The 23,097-nt window shown below is 73.7% G+C and carries 18 protein-coding genes and 3 pseudogenes; 13 read left to right on the forward strand and 8 right to left on the reverse strand.

Translation table 11 applies throughout. From position 1 onward, the window contains the following. Window positions 1-146 precede the first annotated feature (146 nt). Window positions 147-971, forward strand: coding sequence for a hypothetical protein (locus R2S09_RS01075; protein ID WP_316739251.1), 825 nt, complete (start codon window positions 147-149; stop codon window positions 969-971). 7 nt (window positions 972-978) lie between these two features. Here R2S09_RS01075 and R2S09_RS01080 read toward each other — a convergent pair whose 3' ends face one another. The 3 genes from R2S09_RS01080 to R2S09_RS01090 all read right to left on the reverse strand — a co-directional run bounded on the left by R2S09_RS01080 (window position 979) and on the right by R2S09_RS01090 (window position 3,160). Next, complete coding sequence (locus R2S09_RS01080; protein WP_316739252.1) at window positions 979-1,770, reverse strand: DNA-formamidopyrimidine glycosylase family protein; 792 nt, start codon at window positions 1,768-1,770, stop codon at window positions 979-981. Between the two features lie 314 nt (window positions 1,771-2,084). Continuing rightward, the gene (locus tag R2S09_RS01085; protein WP_316739253.1) at window positions 2,085-2,570 is read right to left on the reverse strand and encodes a MarR family transcriptional regulator; all 486 of its coding nucleotides are present in this window, start codon (window positions 2,568-2,570) and stop codon (window positions 2,085-2,087) included. Window positions 2,571-2,647: 77 nt separating this feature from the next. Next, window positions 2,648-3,160, reverse strand: coding sequence for a PadR family transcriptional regulator (locus R2S09_RS01090; protein ID WP_316739254.1), 513 nt, complete (start codon window positions 3,158-3,160; stop codon window positions 2,648-2,650). 100 nt (window positions 3,161-3,260) lie between these two features. Between R2S09_RS01090 and R2S09_RS01095 the strand changes: the two genes are divergently transcribed. The 3 genes from R2S09_RS01095 to R2S09_RS01105 all read left to right on the forward strand — a co-directional run bounded on the left by R2S09_RS01095 (window position 3,261) and on the right by R2S09_RS01105 (window position 5,256). Then, window positions 3,261-3,821, forward strand: a complete 561-nt coding sequence (locus R2S09_RS01095; protein WP_316739255.1) for a hypothetical protein — start codon at window positions 3,261-3,263, stop codon at window positions 3,819-3,821. A gap of 47 nt (window positions 3,822-3,868) precedes the next feature. Beyond that, window positions 3,869-4,390, forward strand: a complete 522-nt coding sequence (locus R2S09_RS01100) for an SAM-dependent methyltransferase (RefSeq protein ID WP_316739256.1) — start codon at window positions 3,869-3,871, stop codon at window positions 4,388-4,390. 236 nt (window positions 4,391-4,626) lie between these two features. Then, window positions 4,627-5,256: a phosphatase PAP2 family protein gene (locus R2S09_RS01105; RefSeq protein ID WP_316739257.1), complete on the forward strand. Its 630-nt coding sequence runs from the start codon at window positions 4,627-4,629 to the stop codon at window positions 5,254-5,256. 202 nt (window positions 5,257-5,458) lie between these two features. Here R2S09_RS01105 and R2S09_RS01110 read toward each other — a convergent pair whose 3' ends face one another. Together R2S09_RS01110 and R2S09_RS01115 are read right to left on the reverse strand one after the other, a co-directional pair. Further along, on the reverse strand, window positions 5,459-10,426 hold the full coding sequence (locus R2S09_RS01110; protein ID WP_316739258.1) for a DNA repair ATPase: 4,968 nt from the start codon (window positions 10,424-10,426) through the stop codon (window positions 5,459-5,461). Between the two features lie 79 nt (window positions 10,427-10,505). After that, a complete protein-coding gene (locus R2S09_RS01115; RefSeq protein ID WP_316739259.1) occupies window positions 10,506-12,581 on the reverse strand; it encodes an SPFH domain-containing protein in 2,076 nt (691 codons plus the stop codon). Window positions 12,582-13,143: 562 nt separating this feature from the next. Here R2S09_RS01115 and R2S09_RS01120 point away from each other — a divergent pair. The 7 genes and pseudogenes from R2S09_RS01120 to R2S09_RS01150 form a co-directional block, all read left to right on the forward strand. Continuing rightward, a pseudogene (locus R2S09_RS01120) lies at window positions 13,144-13,329 on the forward strand (hypothetical protein); the annotation flags it as partial. Window positions 13,330-13,571: 242 nt separating this feature from the next. Continuing rightward, window positions 13,572-14,039 (forward strand): annotated as a pseudogene (locus tag R2S09_RS01125) (nitrate reductase subunit alpha); the annotation flags it as partial. Window positions 14,040-14,209: 170 nt separating this feature from the next. After that, window positions 14,210-14,728 carry a nitrate reductase molybdenum cofactor assembly chaperone gene (narJ, locus tag R2S09_RS01130; RefSeq protein WP_316739260.1) on the forward strand — a complete coding sequence of 173 codons (519 nt, stop codon included), beginning with the start codon at window positions 14,210-14,212 and terminating at the stop codon, window positions 14,726-14,728. Then, window positions 14,725-14,871 carry a hypothetical protein gene (locus tag R2S09_RS01135; protein ID WP_306184746.1) on the forward strand — a complete coding sequence of 49 codons (147 nt, stop codon included), beginning with the start codon at window positions 14,725-14,727 and terminating at the stop codon, window positions 14,869-14,871. The genes narJ and R2S09_RS01135 overlap by 4 nt, the downstream gene beginning before the upstream one ends. Before the next feature lie 366 nt (window positions 14,872-15,237). Then, window positions 15,238-15,465, forward strand: a pseudogene (locus tag R2S09_RS01140) (respiratory nitrate reductase subunit gamma); the annotation flags it as partial. Between the two features lie 153 nt (window positions 15,466-15,618). Then, the gene (locus tag R2S09_RS01145) at window positions 15,619-16,380 is read left to right on the forward strand and encodes a hypothetical protein (protein ID WP_372337633.1); all 762 of its coding nucleotides are present in this window, start codon (window positions 15,619-15,621) and stop codon (window positions 16,378-16,380) included. Beyond that, window positions 16,377-16,742 carry a hypothetical protein gene (locus R2S09_RS01150; RefSeq protein WP_306184744.1) on the forward strand — a complete coding sequence of 122 codons (366 nt, stop codon included), beginning with the start codon at window positions 16,377-16,379 and terminating at the stop codon, window positions 16,740-16,742. The genes R2S09_RS01145 and R2S09_RS01150 overlap by 4 nt, the downstream gene beginning before the upstream one ends. Here the strand turns inward: R2S09_RS01150 and R2S09_RS01155 are convergent. Then, window positions 16,712-17,917, reverse strand: a complete 1,206-nt coding sequence (locus R2S09_RS01155) for a hypothetical protein (protein ID WP_399143912.1) — start codon at window positions 17,915-17,917, stop codon at window positions 16,712-16,714. The genes R2S09_RS01150 and R2S09_RS01155 overlap by 31 nt on opposite strands. 206 nt (window positions 17,918-18,123) lie before the next feature. On the opposite strand from R2S09_RS01155, the gene R2S09_RS01160 reads away from it, so the two are divergent. Continuing rightward, complete coding sequence (locus R2S09_RS01160) at window positions 18,124-19,086, forward strand: hypothetical protein (protein ID WP_316739262.1); 963 nt, start codon at window positions 18,124-18,126, stop codon at window positions 19,084-19,086. A gap of 10 nt (window positions 19,087-19,096) precedes the next feature. Here the strand turns inward: R2S09_RS01160 and R2S09_RS01165 are convergent, their stop codons facing one another. Both R2S09_RS01165 and R2S09_RS01170 read right to left on the reverse strand, forming a co-directional pair. Next, the gene (locus R2S09_RS01165; RefSeq protein WP_316739263.1) at window positions 19,097-20,116 is read right to left on the reverse strand and encodes an NAD(P)-dependent oxidoreductase; all 1,020 of its coding nucleotides are present in this window, start codon (window positions 20,114-20,116) and stop codon (window positions 19,097-19,099) included. A 24-nt stretch (window positions 20,117-20,140) separates the two neighbouring features. Continuing rightward, window positions 20,141-20,833, reverse strand: coding sequence for a DUF6445 family protein (locus R2S09_RS01170; RefSeq protein WP_316739264.1), 693 nt, complete (start codon window positions 20,831-20,833; stop codon window positions 20,141-20,143). A gap of 225 nt (window positions 20,834-21,058) precedes the next feature. On the opposite strand from R2S09_RS01170, the gene R2S09_RS01175 reads away from it, so the two are divergent. Continuing rightward, window positions 21,059-23,050, forward strand: a complete 1,992-nt coding sequence (locus R2S09_RS01175; RefSeq protein WP_372337631.1) for an APC family permease — start codon at window positions 21,059-21,061, stop codon at window positions 23,048-23,050. Window positions 23,051-23,097: the final 47 nt, after the last annotated feature.

Below are 23,097 nucleotides of genomic sequence, written 5' to 3' on the forward strand. Positions count from 1 at the left end.
ACGGCAGCAGGGCGCCGGCAGACGGGCGGCAGGTCCCGGCACGCCGGACGGATCGGACCCGCCGGACTGGAACGGACACGGACATGGGTGAACGGATGAGCGGCGACGGAGCTCGGGACCGTCGGCGTACGCATCCTGGCGGCGCCGTGTCCGGCGCGCGGGACGTGCGGGACACCGCCGCGCTGGAGACGGCGCTGGCCGCCGCCATCCGCGGCGGCGGACAACTCGACCCCGAGGCCGAGCAGCGGGCCGTGGCCGCCTTCCGGGCCGCCCGCGACGCGGGCGCGCACCGGGCCCGCACCCGGCTCCGGGACGACTGGCGGCAGTCCGCGCAGCGGCGGGCCGGGCGCTCCCTGAAGACGACGTTCGGCGTGGTGTTCGCCAGCCTCACGCTGGGCGGGGTCGCGGTCGCGGCCATCGGTTCGGCCGGCTCGTCCACGCACGGTGCGGGTGACGGCCGGGGCACCGCCGACCCGACGGCCGCCCACCCGTCGGCCGTCGCTCCCGACCGGCCGGGCGGGCAGAACTCGTCGGCGTCCGCCGGCACCGGTCCGACGGACGGCCCGGCCTCCGCCCAGGACACCGAGGCCCACTGCCGCGCCTATGAGAACGTCGGGGACCGCGGCAAGGCGCTGGACGCGACGGCCTGGAAGCGGCTCGTCACGGCCGCCGGCGGGAAGGACAAGGTCGCCGCGTACTGCTCCGGGCAACTGGCACGGACGACGCCCGCACCGGAAACGCCGGGCAGTGCCGGCAGTGCGGCTGGTGCCGGCGATTCCGCCGGTACGGGCGGTGCCGGCAGTACCGGCGGTACGGGCGTCGGCAGCCGTGCGACAGCGAGCGCCGCGGCGTCGGGCAACGCCGCCTCCGGCAGCGGCCCCGGCGGCACGGACGGCGGCACCGACAACGCGGCCGGGAACGGCCGGACGAGCGGCGGCGAAAGCGGCGGAAGCGGCGGCAACCACAGGTAGCGGGAACTCAGGTCTGGCCCGGCTGGCACCGCGGGCACCACACCGTGCCCCTGCCCGCGACCCGGGATCGGCGCAGGTGCGTGCCGCAGCGGGGGCAGATCGGGTCGGGGTCGTCGCGGTGGCCGGTGAGCCAGGAGTCGCGCGGCGGGACGCAGCCGGCGGCGATCGCTGAGCGCAGGGTGCGGCGCATGTGGGTGTACAGGCGCCGGCGGTCGGCCTCCGTGAGGTCGCGGGCCGGGATGTCGGGGCGCAGCCCGGCGCGCCACAGGATCTCGTCGGCGAGCAGATTGCCGAGGCCGGCCAGGACGGACTGGTCGGTGAGGGCGGACTTGAGGCGGCCGCGGCGGGAGGAGAGCGCCGCCCCGAACTCCTCACGACCGACCGCCATCGCGTCGGGGCCCTGGCGCTCCAGCCGCCGGGCCACCTCGCCGTCGTCGCGGGCCAGCCACAGGCCCTGGAGTTTGCGCTGGTCGCGGTAGCGCAGCTGACGGCCGCCGGTCACGGTGAACAGCACGCGGTCGTGGGCCTCGTCCGGGTCCTCGGGCCGGCAGCAGACCAGCCGGCCGGTCATGCCGAAGTGCAGCATCAGGGTGGGGCCGTCGCCGGTGCGCGCCAGCAGCCACTTGCCGTGCCGCTCCGGCTCGGTGAACCGCCGGCCCTCCAGCGCCTCACGCAGTCGTCGCACGCCGAACCCGTGCAGGACGCCCGTGTCGCGCACCTCGACGCGCCGGACGACCCGTCCCTTCGCGCAGGACGCGAGCACCTCCCGGAATCCCTCGACGTCCGGCAGCTCAGGCACGGCGGTCGTCCTCGCGGGCCGGGTGCGGCCCGGCGGGCGGCGCCGCGGCGGCCGTCGTCGTCGCCAGGAGATACTCCCCGACCGCCGCGGCCCGCGCACCCCGCCGCATCCGCCGCATCCGCCGCATCTCCGCTCGCCTCCCGCCTGCCGCCGCCCGATCGCCGCCGGCCGGCCACCGCCGCCCGACCGCCGCTTCCGTCGGCAGGCTTCCCCCGCGCGGTGCCTGTCCGCGTGGCCGCGCCCGCACCTCCACCGGACGGACTACACCTCCACCGGCGGACCGGTCGCGCACTGCCCGAGGTGGACCGGCCGGTTCAGTCACCGGCGTCCGCGTGGGCCGCCGCGAGCTGCTCGGCGGCCTCCTGGTAGGCCAGGGCGGCGCGGTCGAAGTAGTCGAAGAGGACGTCGAGCTGCTCGGGTGTGTAGCCGTCCAGGATCCGGCCGATCCTCTGCCGTGCGGGAGCCGTCACGTCGTCGAGGTCGACGGGCGTGGCGATCGGCTCGACGATGACCTTGCGCCTGTCCCGTTCGTCGGGGACGCGGCGGACGTAGCCCGCCCGCTCCAGCCGGTCGATCAGGCGGGTGGTCGGCCCGGTCGTCAGGCCCGCGCGGGCGCCCAGCCCGCCCGGGGACAGCGGCCCGGCCAGCCGCAGGATGTTCAGCGCGTACAGGTCGGTCGAGCCGAGCCCGCAGGCCTTGGCGCTCGCCTGGCCGTGCAGCATCACGGCACTCAGATAGCGGCGGTAGGCCGCCTCACTCGCGTCGGGTCGCTGCGGCGGCGTTGACACTGGCTCGCTCACCCACTCCATGATCTCTTCTCCGGCGAATCCGGCGAAGAGGCACCTGCTGCCACGACACTTCTTACCCGCGACCGCCCCTACTCGATCAGATCGGCCGCCCACTGGGCCCATTCGCGGCGCATCGCGTTGAACCTCAGGCCGTACTCCAGGACCATGCGGCCGTAGACCGACAGATTGCCGTCCTCCCAGTCGATGGAGTCCATCAGGCCGCGCAGGTCCTCGCACGCCTGGTCGGACAGGTCGACCAGCTCGGTCAGATAGCCCCGTGCCTGCTCCGGCGACAGGACACCGAGGAAGAACACCCGCAGCATCATGTCGCTGCGCACGGCGCGCTGCGGCCTGGTCTCGGTCAGCCAGTGCCGCAGCTCGGCCATCCCCTCGTCGGTGAGGGCGTACTCCTTGCGGCCCCGCGGCCCCTCGGCCGTCACCGCGATCAGTCCGGTGCCCGCCAGCTTGGTCAGCTCCGTGTAGATCTGGCTCTGTGTCGCCGGCCAGACGTTGGCCAGCGACGTCTCGAACAGTTTCAGCAGGTCGTAGCCGCTGGCGGGGCGCTCCGAGAGCAGGCCGAGCAGCGCGTGTCGAAGGCTCATGCCCCCACTGTACATTCCAGTATTGACATGTCACTAGCCGACGTTCTACTTTCGACATGTCAGAACAGAGCCCGGCGAGAAACGCCGAAACGGAGACCTCATGTCGTACCTGCGCACCTTCCTCCCGTGGATCGTCTTCGCCGTGCTGCCCTCCGGAAGCTGGCAGTGGGCCGCGCTGGCCGCCCTGGTGGTCGCGGTGGCGGTGATCGGTCAGCAGGTACGGGCCGGTGTCGGCCTCGACGCACTGATCATCGAGCTGGGCTCGGCGGTCTTCTTCGCCGCCCTGGCCGTGGTCGCCTTCGCCGACCCCCACTCGGGCGTGCACGACTACTCCGCCGCCCTCTCCTCGGGCACGCTGGCGGTCATAGCCGGGGTCTCGCTGGCCATCGGCCGGCCGTTCACGCTGGGGATCGCCAAGCGCACCACCCCGCGCGAGGTCTGGGGGCTGAAGCCGTTCATCCGGACCAACGTCGTCATCACCGCCGTGTGGACCGCCGCGTTCGCCGTGACCGCCGTCGTGCTCGCCTTCGTCGCGCACGCCGGGCACGGCCACTCGGTCTCCGCCGTCGTCATCCAGATCGCCGGCTTCGCGGTCCCGATGGTGTTCACCGTCCGCTACGTCGCCCATGTCCAGGCCAAGGCCGGTCAGCTCGCCCGATGACCCGGGCGGGGACCCCTCTCCGCTCGACTCGACGAAAGGCACGACGGATGTCCGAGAACACCGAGAACACCGAGAACACCCGGAACGCCCAGAACGGCTCCCCGGCCGGGGTGGTCTCGTATCCGGTGGGCCGCGTGGTCGGCGGGCGGGAGGAGGTCCGCGACGACGACTGGGGCGCGGTGGAGGCCGTGATCCGCCTGGACGGGGACCGCTTCGGCCCGGAGGCGCCGGCCGGCCTGGACGGCTTCTCCCACCTGGAGGTCGTCTACCACTTCGACCGGGTCCCGGAGGAGAGGATCGAGACCGGTGCCCGCCATCCGCGGGGAAACACCGACTGGCCGCTGGTCGGCATCTTCGCCCAGCGCGGCAAGAACCGGCCCAACCGCATCGGCGTCTCCCGCTGCCGCCTGCTCGGGGTCGACGGTCTGGACCTGCACGTGCGCGGCCTCGACGCGGTCGACGGCACCCCCGTCCTCGACATCAAGCCCTACCTGACCGAGTTCGGCCCCCAGGACGGCCCCACCGCCCAGCCCGCCTGGGCCACCGACATCATGCGCCACTACTACTGAGGCATCACGGAGGCACCACCGAGGTGCACAGAGGCACCACCGGGGGGCCTGACACCGGCAGCAGGCCCCCTTACCCGAAGCCCCCGAAGCAACCCGATCTCCGGCTGCTAACGTCTACCCATCTGTAGACGTTCACTCATCGGACAATCCGACGTCACGAGGATTCCACCTCTGCGTCGCCGAGCGTTCGTCCAAGCGCTCGTCCGCACGGAGCAACCGGCCCGGAGATCCACCTGATGACGACTTCCTCCCCGACCGCCCTGGCGCTCGACGGCGCGGCCATCGACGGCGGCCTCTACACCGACGTCACCGACTTCGCCCGCCACACGCACTGGCTGAACGGGACCGCCGAGGCCTACTCCTCCGTCGGCATGGGAGTGTTCGTGGTCCTCCTGCTCGCCGCCTGGTGGGGCGCCCGGCGGCGGGGCAACTCGGTCATGGCCGCCGTGCTCTCGACGCCGTTCGCCGTCGTCATCGCCTACGCGGTCAACAGCGGGATCAAGGACGTCTTCCAGGAGCCGCGCCCCTGCCGGGCCCTCCCCCACGACTTCCTCATCGAGGCGTGTCCTCCGGTGGACGACTACGCCTTCCCCAGCAACCACACCACGGTCGCCTTCGCGTTCGCGGTCGCACTGCTGATCGTCAGCCGCCGGCTGGGCTCCATCGCCCTGCTGGCGGCCGTCGCGATGGGCGCCTCACGGGTGTACGTCGGCGCTCACTACCCGCACGACGTCGCCGTGGGCGCCTTCGTCGGCAGTGCCGTCTCGCTGGTGGTCGTCCTGCTGGCCTTCCGGTTCTGCACACCCCTGGTTCAGCGGCTGCGCGGCGGGGCACTACGCCCGCTGCTCGCCGCACAGCCGTTCTGACGGGCCCCGCCCCGTATCCCCCGGACCCCCGGATCCCCCGTATCCGCCGAAACCCCCTGATCTGCCGAAACCTCTGGACCGCCGGTGTACGCCCGGGCACACCGGCGGTCCCGGCGTATCAGCACACAGGTGCAGACCGCCACGATCAGCGCCGCGGCCGTGAGGGGGACCAGGAAGGGCGTCATCGCCGTCACCGCCGCCATCACCGCTCCCTCGGGTCGGGCGCGCGCCCCGTCCGGTGGGCGACGGCGGCCGTGAGGGCGGACTCGATGGCCGCCATGCGGTCGGCGAGCAGCGCCAGGGCGGCGGTCGCGCGGGCCAGGGGTTCCTCGGCGGGGCCGCCGAGGTCCCGGGCGCGGACGTGGGCGGCCTTCAGCTCGGCCCAGCGCCGGGCCTGCCCAGGAGTCAGGGTGCCGCGCAGCTCGGCCAGTTTCAGCAGGTTGGCCTCGGCCCCGTCGGTCAGGGTCTGGGCCTCTGCCGTGAAGTGGTCGTCGAGCACAGCGGCGAGCTCGGCGTCGTTCATGACCGGCCGGATCCGCTGGGCGATCTTGTTCATGGTGCGGTAGGACCCCTGGAGCCGGAACGGCGGCTCGGTGCGCGTGGCGTCGGACCGGGCGGCGGAGGCGATGTAGGCGGCGTTCACGGCGAGGACCGTCTCGCGCGCGGTGAGCAGATGGCGCAGCACGGAGAGGATCCGGTCCAGCTCGGCGGGCGCGTAGGGGTGTGTGAGGTTGTCCGCGCGGGCCGTGGGGTCGCCGTCCGCCAGGCGGAGCAGCAGGTCCAGGTCGGCGCGGTCCCGTCCGGCCAGCGGGGCGAGGACCGGGTTCGCGGTGAGCGCGTTCTCCAGGAAGCTGAGCGCGAAGACGTCCTCCTTGCCGGTGAGGACGTCGCCGAGGTTCCACACGTCGGCGCGGTTGGCGAGCATGTCGGGCACGCGGAAGCGGTCCCCGGACTCGGTGTAGGGGTTGCCGGTCATGCAGACCGCGAAGCGCTTGCCGCGCAGGTCGTAGGTGCGCGGCTCGCCGTCCCACACGCCGTCCACGCGCCGGGTGGCGTCGCACAGCGGGATGAACTTCTGCAGCAGCTCCGGCGAGGTGTGCTGGATGTCGTCCAGGTGCAGGAGGGTGTTGTTGCCCGCCGCCAGCGCGAAGTTGATCTTCTCCACCTCCTGGCGGGCGGTGGCGTTCGGCGCCTCGGCCGGGTCGAGCGAGGTCACGGCGTGGCCCAGGGCCGGGCCGCTGACCCGCACCATCATCAGTCCGAGGCGGTCGGCGACGTACTCCATCAGCGTCGTCTTGCCGTAGCCGGGCGGCGAGACGAGCAGCAGCAGGCCGCCGGTGTCGGTGCGCCTGCTCTCTCCCGCCGTGCCGAGCTGGCGGGCCAGGCTGTCGCCGACCAGCGGAAGGTAGACCTCGTCGATCAGCCGGTTGCGGACGAAGGCCGCCATGGAGCGCGGGCGGTGCTCGTCCAGGCGCAGCCGGGCGCGTTCGGCCGTCACCAGGGCGGTACGGCGCCGCTGGTGGGCGCGGAAGGCGGGTACGTCGCGCTGGGCGAACCGCTTCGTCCGGGCCAGGAACTCGTCGACGCGCAGCACCAGGGTGCGGCCGGTGAGGCGCGGATGGCTGCCCAGCAGCCCCTCGGCCACGGTCACCACCGGGACGTCCGACTCATGGCGGGTCAGACCGGGGCACAGCTCGGCGGCCACCGCCTCGGCCAGGTCGCCCGCGGTGACGTCCGCGCCGGTCGCGTCGGCGTACGCGGCCAGCCACGCCCCGGCCAGCTGCCGGCGCGCGGCCGGCTCGTCCAGCGCGGCCAGATCCTCCTCGTACGCCGAACCGCCCACCTTACGGCGGAACTTGTCGAGCAGGGTGCGGGCGCCGGCACTGATGACGAACCCCTGGGGCCCGGTCGTCAGCTCCTCGAAGAGATACGCCGCCGCGGCTCCCGCGAGCTCCTCGGCTTCCGCCGGTGCGCCGGCCTCGGTCGCCGTCGGCAGGTCGGCGCCCGCGGTGGCCCACCACTGCCCGATCGCCCCCGACAGCTCCGCCTCCAGCTCGGCCACCGCCGTCGCGGCCGCCCGGCCGAAGGTGTCGCGGGCCCGGGCGAGCGAGACCGCCCGTCGGGTCCAGGTGGTGCGGGCGGTGGGGGTGGTGCCGTGGGACCAGAAGAGCTGGGCGGCGGCCCGTGCGGCGGGCTCGTGGCGGACCACGCCGGCCTGCTCGTACAGGGGCAGCAGGGCGGTGAGGATCACGGTGGCGTCGTGGTCGTGGACCCCGCGCTCATAGCCCTCGTCGTACGCCTCGGCGGCCGCCCCGCGCACCAGGGCGGGCAGGTCGTCGGCCGCCGCGAGGGCGGCCGGGCCCTGCTCGCGCAGCAACCGGGCGGCCAGGTGCTCGGCGCGGTAGACCTCGGGGGACTCCGAGGGCAGCTGCCGGTCCCAGTGGGCGCGGGTCGCGAGGAAGTCCGGGTCGGTGACCGGGCGGCGGTAGTCGGTGCCGGTCAGCGCGAAGGCGAGGCCGTCGCCGTCCGGGACCAGGGTGAGGTCCAGGGGCTGCGTGGTGACCGCGAAACGGTGGGCGCCGAGGCGGATGGTGCGCCCGCCGTCGGCGTACAGGTCGGAGCGGTCGCGCAGGGCGCGGGCCGCCTCCTGCCGGGCGGCCTTCAGCCGGCCGTCCAGCTCCTCCGCCCGTACCGGGTCGCCGAGTCCGCGCAGCTCCTCGGCGCTGCGGCGGACCTTGGCGACCATCGGGTCGGAGGCGAAGTAGGTGCTGACGGCCTCGGCGTCCGCGAGCGTGGCCGCCCGCCGGGCGACCGTCTCCAGGATCCGGGCGGCGGCGCCGGCCAGCTGTTCGGCGCGGCGGGCGCGGGCGTCCAGAAGGGACTGCTTGCGGGCGGAGAAGGCGTCGTACACCTCGGTGCGCCGGGCGGCCAGCTCGCCGAGGAAGTCGTCGAACTCCGCGAACCTCGACTCCAGGTTCTCCAGCCTGACCAGCGCGCCCGCGAGTTGCTCGTCGCACGCCTCGGGGGTGTCGGCGGCGGCGAGCGCACCGGTCACCGCCTGCCCGAGCAGCGCGAACTCCGCGGCGAACTCGGCGCGCCCCTCCCGTTCGCCCAGCTCGCGGCGGCGGGCGTCGAGCAGGGCGCGGGCGCGGTTGACGCCGCCCAGCACCTCGGCGATCCGCTCCAGCACGCAGGTGCGCACGGTGGCGTCGGCGATGTCGAGCCCGGCGACGACCTCGGTGACCGTGCGCAGCCCCTCGGTCAGTTCGTCGAGGCGGGCCGCGACCGGCCCGGCCTCGGCCACGCTCGCCAGGGACTCGGCGTCCGCGACGAGCCTTTCGACGTCCCGGTGGTGCTCGGCGAAGGCGTCCTCACGGGCCAGATGGGCAACGGCACGCTTGCCGAACGCGGCGAGGTCCGCCTCCGCCCGGCCGGCGAGCTCGTCGATGCGGACGGCGTCGGCGTACCGCATCTCCTTCAGGGTCAGCAGGTGCCCCTGCGCCTGCCGCAGTTCGGTCAGTCCGTCCACCCAGGCGGCGGCCCCTCGCGGTGCCTCGCCGCGCAGCCGGCGCACCACCGCCGCGAGCCGCTCCGCGGCCTCCTGAAGCGCCTCGGCGACCCTTCGGGTCAGGTCCTGCACCGTCCGGAACTCGGTCAGCACCTGCTCCGCCGTGGCCCGTACGGCCTCCAGCGCGGTCCGCAGGTCCCCCAGCTCGGCCTCGCCCAGCCAGTGGTGGGTGTCGGCGGCGCGCACGCAGGCGGCGGCCAGCGCCTCGTACACCTCCACCGTCGGCGTCGTCTCGGCGACCGCGCGGCTGATCGACAGACAGTCGGAGATGCCGCGCACCAGGTCGGCGTTGCCGACCCGGGCCAGCGGGCCGGTGCCCGCGGTGGCGGCGGCGTGGGTGTCGGATACGTACGGGGAGTTCCACAGCTGGACCGGGTGGACGCGGGCGGGCTCCCCGGCCGCGCCCGCCGGGTCGGCGCGCAGCGCCAGCAGCGCGCCGTCGTCGAACAGGGCCCAGCCGTGGCAGATCAGCGGGTTCGCGACCTCCTCGCGGATGGTGTTGTACGACAGCAGCAGGCGGCGTGACCGGGCGGGCGCGTGGAAGGCGTACAGCACGTCCTCGCCGTAGGGCGAGCGCACCTCCCGCTCGAACTCCAGGCCGGCGGTGTCGAGTTCGTATGTCTTGTACGCCCCGGTGGCCAGGCAGTAGCCGCCCGCGAAGACGATGCCCTGGTCCTCGGGGAGGCGGCGGCAGCCCTGCCCGATGCCGTCGAGGCGGACCACCGCCCGGTTAAGCGTGTTGAACACCAGGTAGCGGTCGGCGTCCTCCTTGTACGGGCGGATCCGCAGCAGGATCAGCGCCCCCACCCGCGCATGCGCGATGACGGCGTCGGCGAGCGCCTGGAGCGGCTCCTCGACCGGCTCGGTGTGGATGCCCTCGCCGGTCTCGGTGTCGTCCTCCGTCTTGATCGTCAGGGTGCCGCCGACGGTGGAGACGTACAGCTCACCGCGCACCCGGACGTGCGGATGGCGGCCCAGGACGTGGTCCTCCCGGGTGGCCTCGGTCCACGCGAAGTCATGGGCGGGCGGCGAAACGTGGTCGCGTTCCCCGCGCGCGTCCAGGAAGACGGCGGCCCGCCCGTCGTCGGTCAGGTCCCAGCGCAGTGCCCGGATGTCGTCGGCCTTCTCCCCGGTGCGGAAGACGGCCAGCAGCCGTCCCTCGACACGGTGCAGGCGCAGCAGCCGGGCCTGCCGGTAGTAGCGGTGCAGGGCCGCGAACTCCCGTACGAACGCCGGGTCGTCGAGCAGGCCGGGAACGGCGTCCTCGGGCAGCCGGTTCAGGTCGCGGTCGTACAGCGCGAGGACGTCGCCGACCTCCGGCTCGGGCCGGCCGCCGGCCGCCGGGCCCGCGCTGTGGCAGCCGAACAGCAGCCGGTCGCCGACGGCGACGACGTCCCTGGGGACGCTCGGATGCTCGGTGCGCAGCCGGCCGGTGCCGGTGAGGTCGAGCCGGGTGGCGCCGAACTCCTCGGCCCTGCGGCCGTTCAGCGCCTCGGCGCCGCGCGCGAGTTCGGCGGCCTGGGCGGTGAGCCGGTCGCGCAGCACCTCGTAGGTGCCGCTGTCCACGGCGTCGTACGAACCCGTCTCCGGGGCGGTTGCCATGGGTCGTGCGTCCCTTCGCGAGAGGTGGGGGCCGTCAGCTGCCGTCCCCTGTGCGGCAGCTGACGACCGCCGCGTCCGATCAGGCCCTGGCGGTGCCGTTGCTCGAGGCGAGCGCGGTCAGCGGGGCGTCGGCCAGGCCCAGCTCGCCCGCGCGCTCCAGGAGCTGCTGGAACTGCCCGGCGTTCGCGCCGCCCGACTTCATCAGCCTCATCAGCAGCGCCGAGACCGTCAGGTCGCGCACATCGGACACGGAGACCGAGCCGAGGATCCGGCTCAGGTCGTCGGTGAGGCTCGCCGAGCCGTCCAGGTAGGGCTTGGCGAGGGCCTGCGCGGTGCCGGAGTGCTCGACGAGGCCGTCCACACCCTTGCCGAACGAGACCGCGGAGACCAGCCGGTCGAAGAAGACCGACTCGCCGCCGACGATGTCGATGTCGGCGTTCTCCAGCCCGGTCGCCAGGACGGTCGCCTGCGCCTCGGCCACCTGGCGCTGCACCTCCAGACCGGCGAGGCGGATCTCCTTCTCGGCCTGGAGCCGCAGCCGGTACTCCTCGTGGCCGCGCGAGGCCTCGTCCAGGGCGGCCATCGCCGCCGCCTTCTCGCTCAGGCCGGCCGCCTCCGCCTTCAGCTTCTCGCCGATCGCGGTGGCCTCGGCGAGCGCCTTGGCCTGGGCGCCCTCGGCCTCGGCCCGCATCCGCGCCTCGGTGCCCTGCGCCTCCGCCAGCAACCGGGCCTGGGCCGCCTCGGCCTCCGCGCGGCCGGCCTTCTCGATGACCTCGGCCTCCTTGTCGCGGACCTGCACGGCGGCCAGCCCCTCGGCGGCGGCCTCCGCCTGGACGCCCTCGGCCAGCCGCAGCTTGGCCCGCGCGTCGAGGTCGGCGGTCTTCAACCGGGCCTCGGCGAGGGTGAGTTCCTCGGCGGCGCGGTGGGTGGCGGCCTGCTCGGCGGCCTCGGCGGCCTTGATGTCCTTGACCAGCTTCTCCTGCGCCTCGGCCTCGGCGGCGATGATCACGGCCTGCCGCTCGCGCTCCGCCTGCTCCACGGCGCGCAGCTTCTTGATGGACTCCTCCTGCTCGGCGACCGTACGGTCCACGGCGACCCGCTCGCGCACGACCTCGGCGATCTCCCGCTTCTCCGCCTCCACCTCCTTGTCGGCGGAGATCTTCGTCAGCTGCGTCTCCCGCTCCCGGGCGATGACCTCCAGCAGCCGGTCCTTCTCGATGCGCTCGTTCTCCACGGCGATGACCCGCTCGCGGTTCTTCGCGGCGACGGCGACCTCACGGGCCTGGTTCTCGCGCTGCACCCCGAGCTGCTCCTCGGTGCGCAGGAAGGCGCTCTGCGCGCGCAGCCGCTCCTCCTCCACCACGCGGGCCGTCTCGGCCTCCTCGCGGGCCCGGGAGGTCTCGATCTCCCGCCGCTGCTTGATCTCGGCGTCCGCCTGCCGGCGCTCCAGCTCCAGGACGGCCTCGCGGGCGTCGACGTTCTGGCGGGTGATCTCCTTCTCCTCGGTGCGCTGCGCCTCGTTGGTGCGCACGTGCTCGACCGCCGTCAGTTCGGTGATCTTGCGGATGCCCTGGGCGTCGAGGACGTTGGCCGGGTCCAGCTGGGTCAGCGGCGTCTGCTCCAGGTAGTCGATCGCCGCGTCCTCCAGGTGGTAGCCGTTGAGGTCGACGCCGATCAACTCGATGATCTGGAACCGGAGTTCCTCGCGCTTGGTGTACAGGTCGGTGAAGTCCATCTGCTTGCCGACGGTCTTCAGCGCCTCGGAGAACTTGGCGTGGAACAGCTCCTGCAGCGTGGCCTGGTCACTGGCGCGCTGGGTGCCGACGGCCTGGGCGACCTTGATGACGTCCTCGACGGTCTTGTTGACCTTCACGAAGAACGTGATCCGGATGTCGGCGCGGATGTTGTCCCGGCAGATGAGTCCGTCCCGGCCGGACCGGCCGATCTCGATGGTCTTCACCGAGATGTCCATCACCTCGGCCCGGTGCAGCACGGGCAGCACGACCTGCCCGGTGAAGGACACGTCGACCTTCCGCATCCTGGAGACGATCAGCGCCCGGCCCTGCTCCACCTTGCGGTACAGCCGGGAGAAGACGAACAGCACGAGCAGAAGGAGAATCAGGCAGGCAGCGGCGAGCGCGCCGATGACATCCATGTGTACGTCCTTGACGGTACGGAAGAGAAGGCGGATTGGCGCGCTGCACCGAGCGCGCCGGCGGCCGCGGGGCCGCGATCGTGATTCCCCCTCTCCCCCGTACGGGCCTCCGGCCCGGCTCCTGCCGGGACCCGGCACCGGAAGCCCCCGTAGTGCTCCCCACCGCCATGATGCCCAGTCACGACCGCCCGGCGCATTGCCGGTTCCCGGCAGTCTTCCCCCCACCCTCGGTGCCAGCGCCCCGCCAAGAAACCGTCAGCGGCATGTCAGGACCGCGGCGGCCGGCGTGACGGACCGGGCCGGTGAACGCGAGGGCGACCGCGTACGACCACGCCTCCCGGTGCGGGTTCAGGGCGCAGGGCCCCCTGGAGCGCTGATCCAGGGGGCGGCCTGAGCCAGGAATCCCCTCCCTTCGGGGAGGGGAGGATTCAATTCGGTTTCGTCCAGCGTGGTGCCGTGCCGGACCAGGCCGTGGCCCAGGCGGCGAGGTTGCGGCGGTGCACGGCGAGGGTGGCGGCTCCGTAGGCGGCGGAGCCGAGGGCGATGACGGACAGCGCGGCGAGGAGAGTCTCTGACCGACTTCGCGCTCGCCCTGCTCATCGGCCTGGCGGTCGGCACGTACTCGTCGGTCTTCACCGCCGCCCCGGTCGCCGTCGCGCTCCATGGTCACCGTCACGGACGCCGTCGCACTCCACGGCCACCGACGCGTCACGCCGCCCCGCCCCGCGTCGCGCAGCGTCGAGACTGAGCGTCTCCGGCCCGCAGGAACCGTTCATCTAGGTGTCACCACCAAATATTGCAAAGGGCAAGAAAAGCTCCGTACAGCCACTTGCCAACTCAGCGTAGTCCTGCGAACACACAGCGCTCCGGCGGGTGACGCTGGCCGTAAGCGGAACGCCGGTCACGCGGGGGCCGATCCCCCCGGGCCGGCGTGCTGTGCCGAGTTCGAAAGGGATGTGAGGGCAGTGGGACGGCGCGGGGCCCGGCGGGATCGAGCTGGAGGAGCACCCGGAAGGCCGGGACGCCTTCGTGCCCGGCAAGTTCGTCACCACGGCGGCGCTCGGACTCGACGAGGACTCGGGTGAGGACGCGCAGTGGAAGCCGGTGCTCCTCGACGCCGTCTCCGGGCGCCCCGTCGTGCCGAACGGCACCCTCGGCGACCGCTGGTCCAAGCGCGGTCAGGGGCGGTGGAACCTGGACCTGGGGGACGTCGAACCCGAACTCACCCTGCACCGCCGTACCGGCGCGTCGTCCGGCACGTCCGGCACGTCCGGCGCGGGATCCGCCACCCGCGGGGTGCCCGCGCGCGTCGTCGGCGGGCGGCTGGTGACCACCGTCTTCGACCTGCTGCTCGCCCAGTACGGCGTCGGCCGCGAGGGGCTGCCGGGCGAGTGGCCCGAGGACTACGACGACGCCACCCAGCCGCACACCCCGGCCTGGCAGGAGGCGATCACGTCCAGGATGTACGGCACAGACGCGATGAGCGCCTTCCATGCCCCGCCTGTTCCCCCGGCCGACGGCACGGGCGGAGCGCACGGCGGGCTGCGCGACCGCGTCAGCCTGCTGAACCGGAACGGCCGCGGCCGGCCGCGAGGGCCGTTCCCCGAGCGGAAGGTCGGGTCGCGGTGATGAACCAGCAACGAGCCGTCCACCAGGCCGCCTCCCTGCTCCTGCAGTACCCCGACCAGCGCTGGCCGGCCCACCGCGCCCTGGTGCTCAAGTCGATCACCGGACTGCGCGGCCCGGCGGCCGAGCCCCTGCTGCGGTTCTGCCGCCGCACCGCCGACACCCCGCTGCTCGACCTCGCGGCCCAGTACGTCACCACCTTCGACCGCAGCCGCCGCCGCACCCTGCACCTGACCCACTACACCGACGGCGACACCCGTCGCCGGGGCGCCTCGCTCGCCGCGCTCAAGGCCCGCTACCGGCAGCACGGCTGGAAGCCGTCCGACGGCGAACTGCCCGACCACCTGCCCGCCGTGCTGGAGTTCGCGGCGCGCTGCCCCGCCGCCGGCCGTGCCGTGCTCCACGAGCACCGCGGCGCCCTCGCCCTGCTCGCCACCGGCCTCGCGTCCCACGGCAGCCCCTACCTCGACGTGATCCGCGCCGTCCGGGCCACCCTCGACGAAGGAGTCCGCCGCCGATGACACCTCCGCCCCTGAACCACCTGCACCGGCAGCGCCTGGACATCGCCCTGTGGGGCGTCCTGCCCTACCTGGCCCTGGCCGTGCTGGTCGCCGGCTGCGCGTGCCCGCCGTACGGCGGGCGACCGGCCGCAGCGACCACCTGACCTACCCGCTGCCGGCCCTCGTCCTGCTCGCCGGCCTGACCGCCACCGCCTCCTCGGTGACCAACAGCCTGGGCTGGTGGGCCGGTCGGGGGCCTTGCGGTGGCGCAGCGACACAAGGCAATGGGGGCAGTGGCGGGACGCGTCGCGGGCCGGGACGGTGACGACGGCGACACCGGCTTCGACGCCCGGGTGCCGCATGCGGTCCACGATCTGCCCGCGGACCTGTTGGGACAGGCGGGTGTTGAGGGTGCGGCCCATGCCGCGAGCTTCCATCGAGCGCAGGTCTTCGACATAGATCACACTCGCACGGGCAGCGAGGGCCTGGTCGACCGCCCAGCGGGCAGCGGACCAGGCCAGGGCGTCGTCAGCCTGTTCACGCTCGATCCCGACGTCACCGCCATGGCCCACGCCCCGCTCGTCTACCGGCTGCACGCCCTGCTCGCACTGGCCCTGTTCGCCCTCTGGCCGTTCGGCCGCCTCGTGCACGCCTTCGCCGCCCCCCTCGGCTATCCGGCCCGCCCCTACGTCGTCTACCGCTCCCGCGGCCGGGCGGCACCGTCCGGGCGTACTCCACGCAGGTCACCCGCGCGCTGAGACGAACGTCGCCCGGCGCGTGGGAACGTCTCCGGCCCCATTCGGGTCCATACGGTTGTGCGCACGGAGTGGGGAACTGCTTCGAGGAGCCGAGCGGTGGTCCAGGAGTACCGGAAGTACCAGAACGGGCGCGGGGTGCCGACCCGGTTCGCGCTGTTCGTCGTGCGCACCCTGCGCCGCGAGTGGCACGCCATGGTCGTGGCCCCGCTGCGGCAGCTGGCGCGCCGTGGGCTGTCCGGGCTGGTGCTGGCCTTCGTGGCCGCCTTCGGTGTGATCCTCTTCCACGCGATCGCCCAGCACCCGAGGGGCGAGACGGCGGTGCGGGCCCTCGGCGGCGTCCAGGGCGACCTGCCACTGTGGCTGGCCCTGCTGCGCACCCCCGTCTCCCTCTACGTCCCGGCTCTCGACCTTCCGGTGTGGGCGGGCATCACCCAGTTGTTCCTCGCGTTCGCCCTGGCCGAGCTCACCCTGGGCCGGGGCCGCACCCTGTTCGTCTCCTACGCCACCACCCTGGCCGGCACCCTCACCGTGCGGGTGATGCTCGCCATCGGGCCCGGCCGGTGGGGGCTGGGGCTGCCGCCCGAGATCGGGCACGTCCTCGACACGGGTCCGTCCGCCGCCGTGGTGGGCCTGTTCACCTATCTGTCCGTGGTGCGGCGCGCCCCGGTCGTCTTCTTCCTCACCGGCGGCTCGATGGTGGCCGAGTCGGTGGTCAAGCCCAACCTGGCCGGCCGCGAGCACCTGATCGCGGTGGCCACGGCGGTCGTGCTGGCCCTGGTCCACGAACGCGCCTGGCGCCGCCTGCCGCGGCCACCCCGGCCCCCACACCCCGCCGCCGCACCGACCCCTCCCGTTCCGGCGGCAGTTGCCTATCCTGAACCCATGCGCACAGGGGGAAGGACGGGGGACCGATGAACTGGATCTGGTGGGTGCTCATCCTGTTCTGGACCGGCGGCTTCGCATGGCTCGCCGACACCGCGCGCACGGCGCTGCGCAACCGCCACCAGCGCAGACTGGAGCTGATGGAGGCGCAGAAGGCGGAGCGGCTGGCCGTGGAGGCCGCGCACAAGCCGCCGGAGCCGGTGTGCGGCTGCACGCACCACCTGGCCAAGCACGACAAGAACGGCCGGTGCCACGAGCGCGTGGAGGTGCCGACCGCCTGGGACGAGAACAAGAAGCCGCTGCGCTACGAACCGGGCCAGTGCAACTGCCAGCAGTACGTGGGCCCTCAGCCGCTCTCCCAGGTCTACGCCGAGGAACTCACCGACCGGGCCTGACCGTCGTCCGCCGCCCCGGGAGAAGCGCCGCGACCGTTGCGCGCCGGACGCCGGGGCCAGAACAGGACGTACAGGGCGGAACCCGCGGCGAAGGCCAGCCGTATCAGGCCCTGGACGGAGGCGGAGGGCACCAGCAGCGCACTGCCGTACAGGGAGATCAGCGCCGTCCAGCTCACCCAGGGCACCAGCCACCGCCGGCCGACGGAGTCCCAGATGAGGGTGCCGAGCAGCACCGAGGCGTTGTAGTACGTGTACACGCTGGGGTCCAGCACGATCCGCGCGTCGGCGGCCAGCAGCACCACGGCGGTCCAGCGGTTCCGGCGGACCGCGAGCACGCCCAGGGCGATGCCGAGGCCCATCTGCGCGGGGCGGTCCCACCAGGGGGTGGCCGGGTCGTTCACGCCGAACCAGCGCAGGGCGGAGGCCGGCTGGTTGGGGATCGTGAAGCGGGCGGCGTGGAACGTGTCCAGGTGGGTGAGGTAGAAGGGCAGCCAGGCGGCGGCCACCAGGCCGACGGTCCAGGCGCCCGCGCGCAGCCGCACCGGGCGGGGCAGGGCGAGCAGCAGCGGCAGGAAGCCGACCGCCCACGGTTTGGAGTCCACGGCCAGCGCCAGCAGCACGCCCACGGCGGTGGCGTTGCCGCGCACCAGGGCGCGTACGGCGAGGGTGGTGAAGAACAGCGCCAGCACGTCGTCCAGGTGGGCGAACCGTACGGAGACCTCCACCCACATGGGGATGAAGGCGGCCCCGGCGACCAGGACGCGCTGCTGCAGACGCCGGTGGTTCAGGCCGGTGCCGAGGCCCTGCTCGGCGGCCGTACGGCCGACGAGGACCAGCATGTACAGGCCCAGGCCGGACATGAACGCCTCGGCGAGGTTCTCGCCCACGGCGGCGGGGAACGGCTCGAACAGCGCGGCGGCCACGAAACCGACCGGGCCGATCTGCAGTTCCGGATGGTGGGCGTAGAGCGCCAGGCCGCCGCCCGGCACCTGACCGAACAGCAGTTCCTCACCGGTTCTCAGGTAGTGCCAGGAGACGGCCCCGTGACGCTCGGCCACGAGGAACCAGACGGCCGTCCACACGGTCAGCAGGGCGGTGTGCCACCGCACCACCGGACGACGGCCGATCCGCTCGCCCTGCCTGGGCGTGGCCGCCGCCCTCTCGCCGTTGCGCACGTTCCGTCCCTTCTCCGGCATGTCCGCCCAGTCAGATGCGGATCGGCAGGGGACGGTTCAGCTTGGCGTCCCGGCCGGGGCGCCCGCCGCGCGGGAGCGGGCGGGCCGCCGAATCCCCGCAGGAGCGTCACACGGGCTGCACACAGGAAAGCGCCGCCCTTGTTAGCGTGGCTGGCCGCCCGCCCGGCCTACTCAGGAAGATCCGGATGGACTACTGCTCCACGTGCCGACGGCACCTCAACGGTGCCCTGGTGTGTCCCGGCTGCGGGGCCTACGCCCCGGACATAGCCCCGAACGCCACCGCGGACGCCACGGCCCCCTTCGTCCCGGGGCCCGCCGCGGACCCCGCGCCCGCGGACTCGCCCGCCGCCAGGGGCGCGGGGTTCGCAGGCGCCGGTGACTCCATACCCGGCACCGTCACGGGCGCCATGTCCGCGGGTGCGGCGGACGGCACAGCCGCCGCGGCGGACGTGTCGGCCGGGCGGCAGCGGCCGGGGCGGGCTGCGCGGCGGCGGCAGCGGGCCCGGTGGAAGAAGACCCAGCGCCGCGCCCTGGTCGCGACCGCCGTGGCGCTGGTCGGCGGCGGTCTGACCGTCGCCTCGCTGGACCGGCACACCGCCGGCCCCGCCCAGGCGGCACCCGCGCCGGGCGCCCTGCACACGGACTCCGTGGGCCGGCAGCCGGCCGGGCACACCGGCACGGCGACCGGGGACGCCGGCCTCGGGCCTGCCTCGTCCACCTCCCCCGCACGGCCGTCCACGCGCCACGCGCACCAGCCGTCCGCCACGGCCGCGGCGCCTCAGGACACCGCCACGGCGCAGGGCGTCCACCCCTACTCGGCCGCCCCGCACACCACGGCGGCCGTGCCCGCTCCGGCGGCCGCGCACCCGTCGGCGCCGGCACCGCAGTCGGGAGGGCCGGAGGGTTCCGTCACCTCATCGGATTCCTCGGGCTCCTCGGGCTCCTCGAGCGGGTCCGGCGGCGACCGTTCCCCGGGCACGACGACGCAGCAGACGCAGCAGCCGTCGCAGCCCGCCGGCTCCGACGGCTCGGGTTCCGGCTCCGGAACGGATCGGACCAGCCCGACGACCACGGCGCCGTCGCAGACCTCGCCCTCGTCGACGACGTCGTCGCAGCAACTCTGTCTGCTCGTGGTCTGCCTGGGCTGACGCGAGCCGGTCAGGCCCGGCCCGGCCCCTCGGAGGCCTTGTCGTCGAAGCTGGCGAAGTACGCGGCCGCCATGTCCTCGTCGGCGTGGCCCAGGGCGGCGGCGCGGGCGAAGCGTTCGGCGCTCGCGGCGGCCACGTCGAGGCGGGCGCCGTGCCGTTCACCGGCCTGGACGATCAGCCGGGCGTCCTTCTCCGCCGTCGCCACGGCGAAACTCGGCGGCAGCAGCCGGTCGCCGAGGATGAGACCGGCCTTGGCATGCAGATAGCCCATGTCGAGCGGGCCGCCGGAGATGAGGTCGAAGAAGCCCTGCGGGTCCACCCCGAGGGCCTTGGCCAGGGCCAGCGCCTCACCGGTCGCCGTGGTGGCCGCGATGACCCAGCTGTTGGCCACCAGCTTCAGCCGGGTCGCGCTCGCCGCCGCCCCGTCCTCGCCGGTCCACACCGTACGGGCGCCGATCGCGTCGAACACCGGCGTCACGGCGTCCCGGCCCTCGGCCGGCCCGGCGGCCAGCACCGTCAGCTGCCCCGCCTCCGCGGGCTGCTTGGTGCCCAGCACCGGGGCGTCGTAGAAGACCAGGCCGTGCTCGCCGGCCAGGGCGGCCAGTTCACCGACCGACTCGAGGCCGGCGGTGGTCGACTGCACCCAGACGGCGCCCGGACGCGCCGCGGAGGCCGCCTCGCGCATGACCTCCAGCACCGTGCCGCCGTCGTACAGCATGGTCAGGACCACGTCGGCGTCGCGCACCGCCTCGGCGGCCGTGTCGACGACCCGCGCTCCGTCGGCGGCGAGCGGTTCGGCCTTGGCGCGGGTGCGGTTCCAGACCCGGACGGTGTGCCCGGCGCGCACGAGGTTGCGGGCCATCGCCGAGCCCATGATCCCGGTGCCCAGGACGCCCACGGTACGGCTGGTGTCGGTCATGTCGTCCCCTTCGTGATCCATACGGCGAGTATCGCGCGCCCACCGGGCTCGGCCGGGGAACGACCGGCACCGCCGACACGGACGGACCCGCCGGCACGGACGCGACGCCACCGGCCGAGGCGCACGGACCTTCCGTCAGGCCATCCAGAAGAAGACCGCCGTCATCCGCTTCTCCTCCAGCGTCCGGCCGGCGTAGCCGGTCGCGCTGTGCACGAGGTTGGCGTGGTACAGGAGCAGCCGGTTGGCCTTGTGCGGGACGCGTACGTCCTCCTCGAAGGCGTCCGGCGCGACGAACCGGGTACCGAGGGCCTCCACGAGGTTGGTGTGCGGGGCCTGGACGACGTTGCCGCCGAGCCTGCCGCCGGGCAGCGACTGGCGGTAGAAGCTGGTGCCGCAGTCCTTGGGGACGGCCGGGTTGAGGTAGAGCACGGCCGCGTACCGGCACAGCGCCCGCGAGTCGGTGTGCGGGCGGGGCTCGCTCTCGCCCTCGCCGACGACCTGCACGCAGTTGTGGTTGAGGGTGCCGCCGCCGGGCGCCTGCTGCACCCACAGCTCCTTCGCGCCGGTCGCCTTCCTCACCAGCCGCTCCACGCGGGCCAGTTCCGGCGGCTCCAGGCCGGGCATGGTCCGCAGTCCCGGCCAGGTCTCGGAGGTGTACGGATACCCCTTGACCCAGTCGTCCTTGGCCAGGCACCGCTCCCGCACGGCCTGCGCGTCGGGCAGGACGTCGTCGATCACCCAGTAGTCGCGGCCCTTGGTGGGCTTGCGATAGGGCAGGACGGGGAGCGTGGCGGGCGCCCGGCGGGGCACGGGAGGCTGTGGGGGCATGCGGCCGAATGTAGGTCGGGCGCTCCCCAGGGCTCTCCCACGCACCGGTCAACGTTCCGTCAACCTTGGTGAAAACGCGACCGGTTGCGCGTCGGGTCGGCGGACCGGCGCTCACCGACCCGCCGCGCCCGTCCGCGCCTCCCCGGCCGCCCCGCCGCACCGGCATACGCTCACCGCGTGCTCAACGTGCCCGGATTCCTGAAGCGGCTGGTCATCGGCCGGGCCATGCGCAGCGAGGAGCTGCACGAGACACTGCTGCCCAAACGGCTGGCGCTGCCCATCTTCGCCTCCGACCCGCTGTCCTCGGTGGCGTACGCGACCCAGGAGATCCTGCTCGTGCTCACCCTGGGCGGCCTGGCCTACCTTCGGTTCGCCCCGTGGATCGCGGTGGCCGTGGTGACGCTGCTCGCGGTGGTGGTGCTGTCGTACCGCCAGGTCGTGCACGCCTATCCCAGCGGCGGCGGCTCCTACGAGGTGGTGTCCACCAACCTCGGCCCCTCGGCGGGCCTGGTCGTCGCCGCCGCCCTCCTCGTCGACTACGTCATGACGGTGGCCGTCTCGGTCGCCTCCGGCGTCGACAACGTCATCTCCGCGCTGCCCTCGCTCGCCGGGCACCGGGTGCTGCTGGCGCTGGGCTTCGTGGCACTGCTGACCGCCGTGAACCTCAGAGGCGTGCGCGAGTCGGGGCGGGCGTTCGCGGCGCCGACGTACCTGTTCATCGGCGCGGTGCTGATCATGGTGGTCACCGGGCTGATCCGGTGGGCGCTCGGCGCCGCCCCGGTGGCGGGGACCGCCGGGTACGGCATCGAGCCCGCCCCCGGGGAGGCCGGGCTCACGGGGCTCGCGCTGCTGATGCTGGTGCTGCGCGCCTTCTCCTCCGGCTGTACCGCGCTGACCGGCGTGGAGGCCATCTCCAACGGCGTGCCGGCCTTCCGCCGGCCGAAGTCGCGGAACGCCGCGGCCACCCTGGCGGCCATGGGGCTCACCGCGATCGCCATGTTCGCCGGGGTGACCGCGCTCGCCCTGCTCGCGCGCGTGCACATCACCGACAACGCCTGCCGGCTGACCGGCCTGCCCGGCGACTGCCGCACCTACCCGCAGCGGACGGTGATCGCCCAGCTCGCGGCGGCCGTCTTCGGCGGGGAGCACAGCGTCGGCTTCTACGTCGTGCAGGCGGCGACCGCGCTGGTGCTGATCCTCGCCGCGAACACCGCCTTCAACGGCTTCCCGCTGCTGGCCTCGATCCTCGCCCTGGACCGCTACCTGCCCCGCCAGCTGCACAACCGCGGCGACCGGCTCGCCTTCTCCAACGGCATCCTGGCGCTCGCGATCGTCGCCGGGCTGCTGCTGTGGGGCTACCGGGCGAGCGTGACCAGCCTGATCCACCTCTACATCCTCGGTGTGTTCACCTCCTTCACGCTCTCCCAGCTGGGGATGGTGCGGCACTGGAACCGCGAGCTGCGCACCGGGTCCGGTACGGGGGCCGGGGCAGGCCCCGAGCTCCGGCGGCGGCACCGCACCGCACGCGCGGTCAACACCCTCGGGGCCTGTGTGACCGGGCTGGTGCTGCTGATCGTGCTGGTCACCAAGTTCACCCAGGGCGCCTGGCTGGCGGTGCTCGCGGCGGCCGTGTTGTGGGTGACCATGCGCGGCATCCGCCGCCACTACGACACCACCTCGGCGGAACTGGCCGTGACCGATCCACAGGAGCACCTGGTGCCGCCCTCGCGGGTGCTGGCGCTCGTCCTCGTCTCCCGGCTGCACAGGCCGACCCTGCGGGCGCTCGGCTACGCCCGCGCCTTCCACCCCGACCAGCTTCAGGCGCTGACGGTCGCCACCGACCGCGCGGCGGCGGCCGCCCTGGCCCGGCAGTGGGAGGACTACGGCATCGACGTGCCGCTGAAGGTCCTGGACTCGCCGTACCGGGAGGTGGCCCGCCCGGTCGTCGAGTACGTGCGCTCGATGCGCCGGGAGAGCCCGCGCGACCTGGTGGCCGTCTTCATCCCCGAGTACGTCGTCGGGCACTGGTGGGAGAACCTGCTGCACAACCAGTCCGCCCTCTGGCTCAAGAGCAGGCTGCTGTTCACGCCGGGCGTGATGGTCACCAGCGTGCCCTGGCAGCTGACCTCCTCCAGCCGCGCCGACCGCCACCCGGCCCGCGCCCCGGGAGCCGTACGCCGGGGAGAGCCGGACCGGCCGGATCCGCGGCGCCGCTGAAACCCCGAATCCTTTACCAGGGCCAAAGGTTCCGGGGGCTTTCCCGT

The sequence above is a fragment of the Streptomyces sp. MK7 genome, assembly GCF_032658145.1.
In the GTDB taxonomy this organism is placed as follows: domain Bacteria; phylum Actinomycetota; class Actinomycetes; order Streptomycetales; family Streptomycetaceae; genus Streptomyces; species Streptomyces spiralis.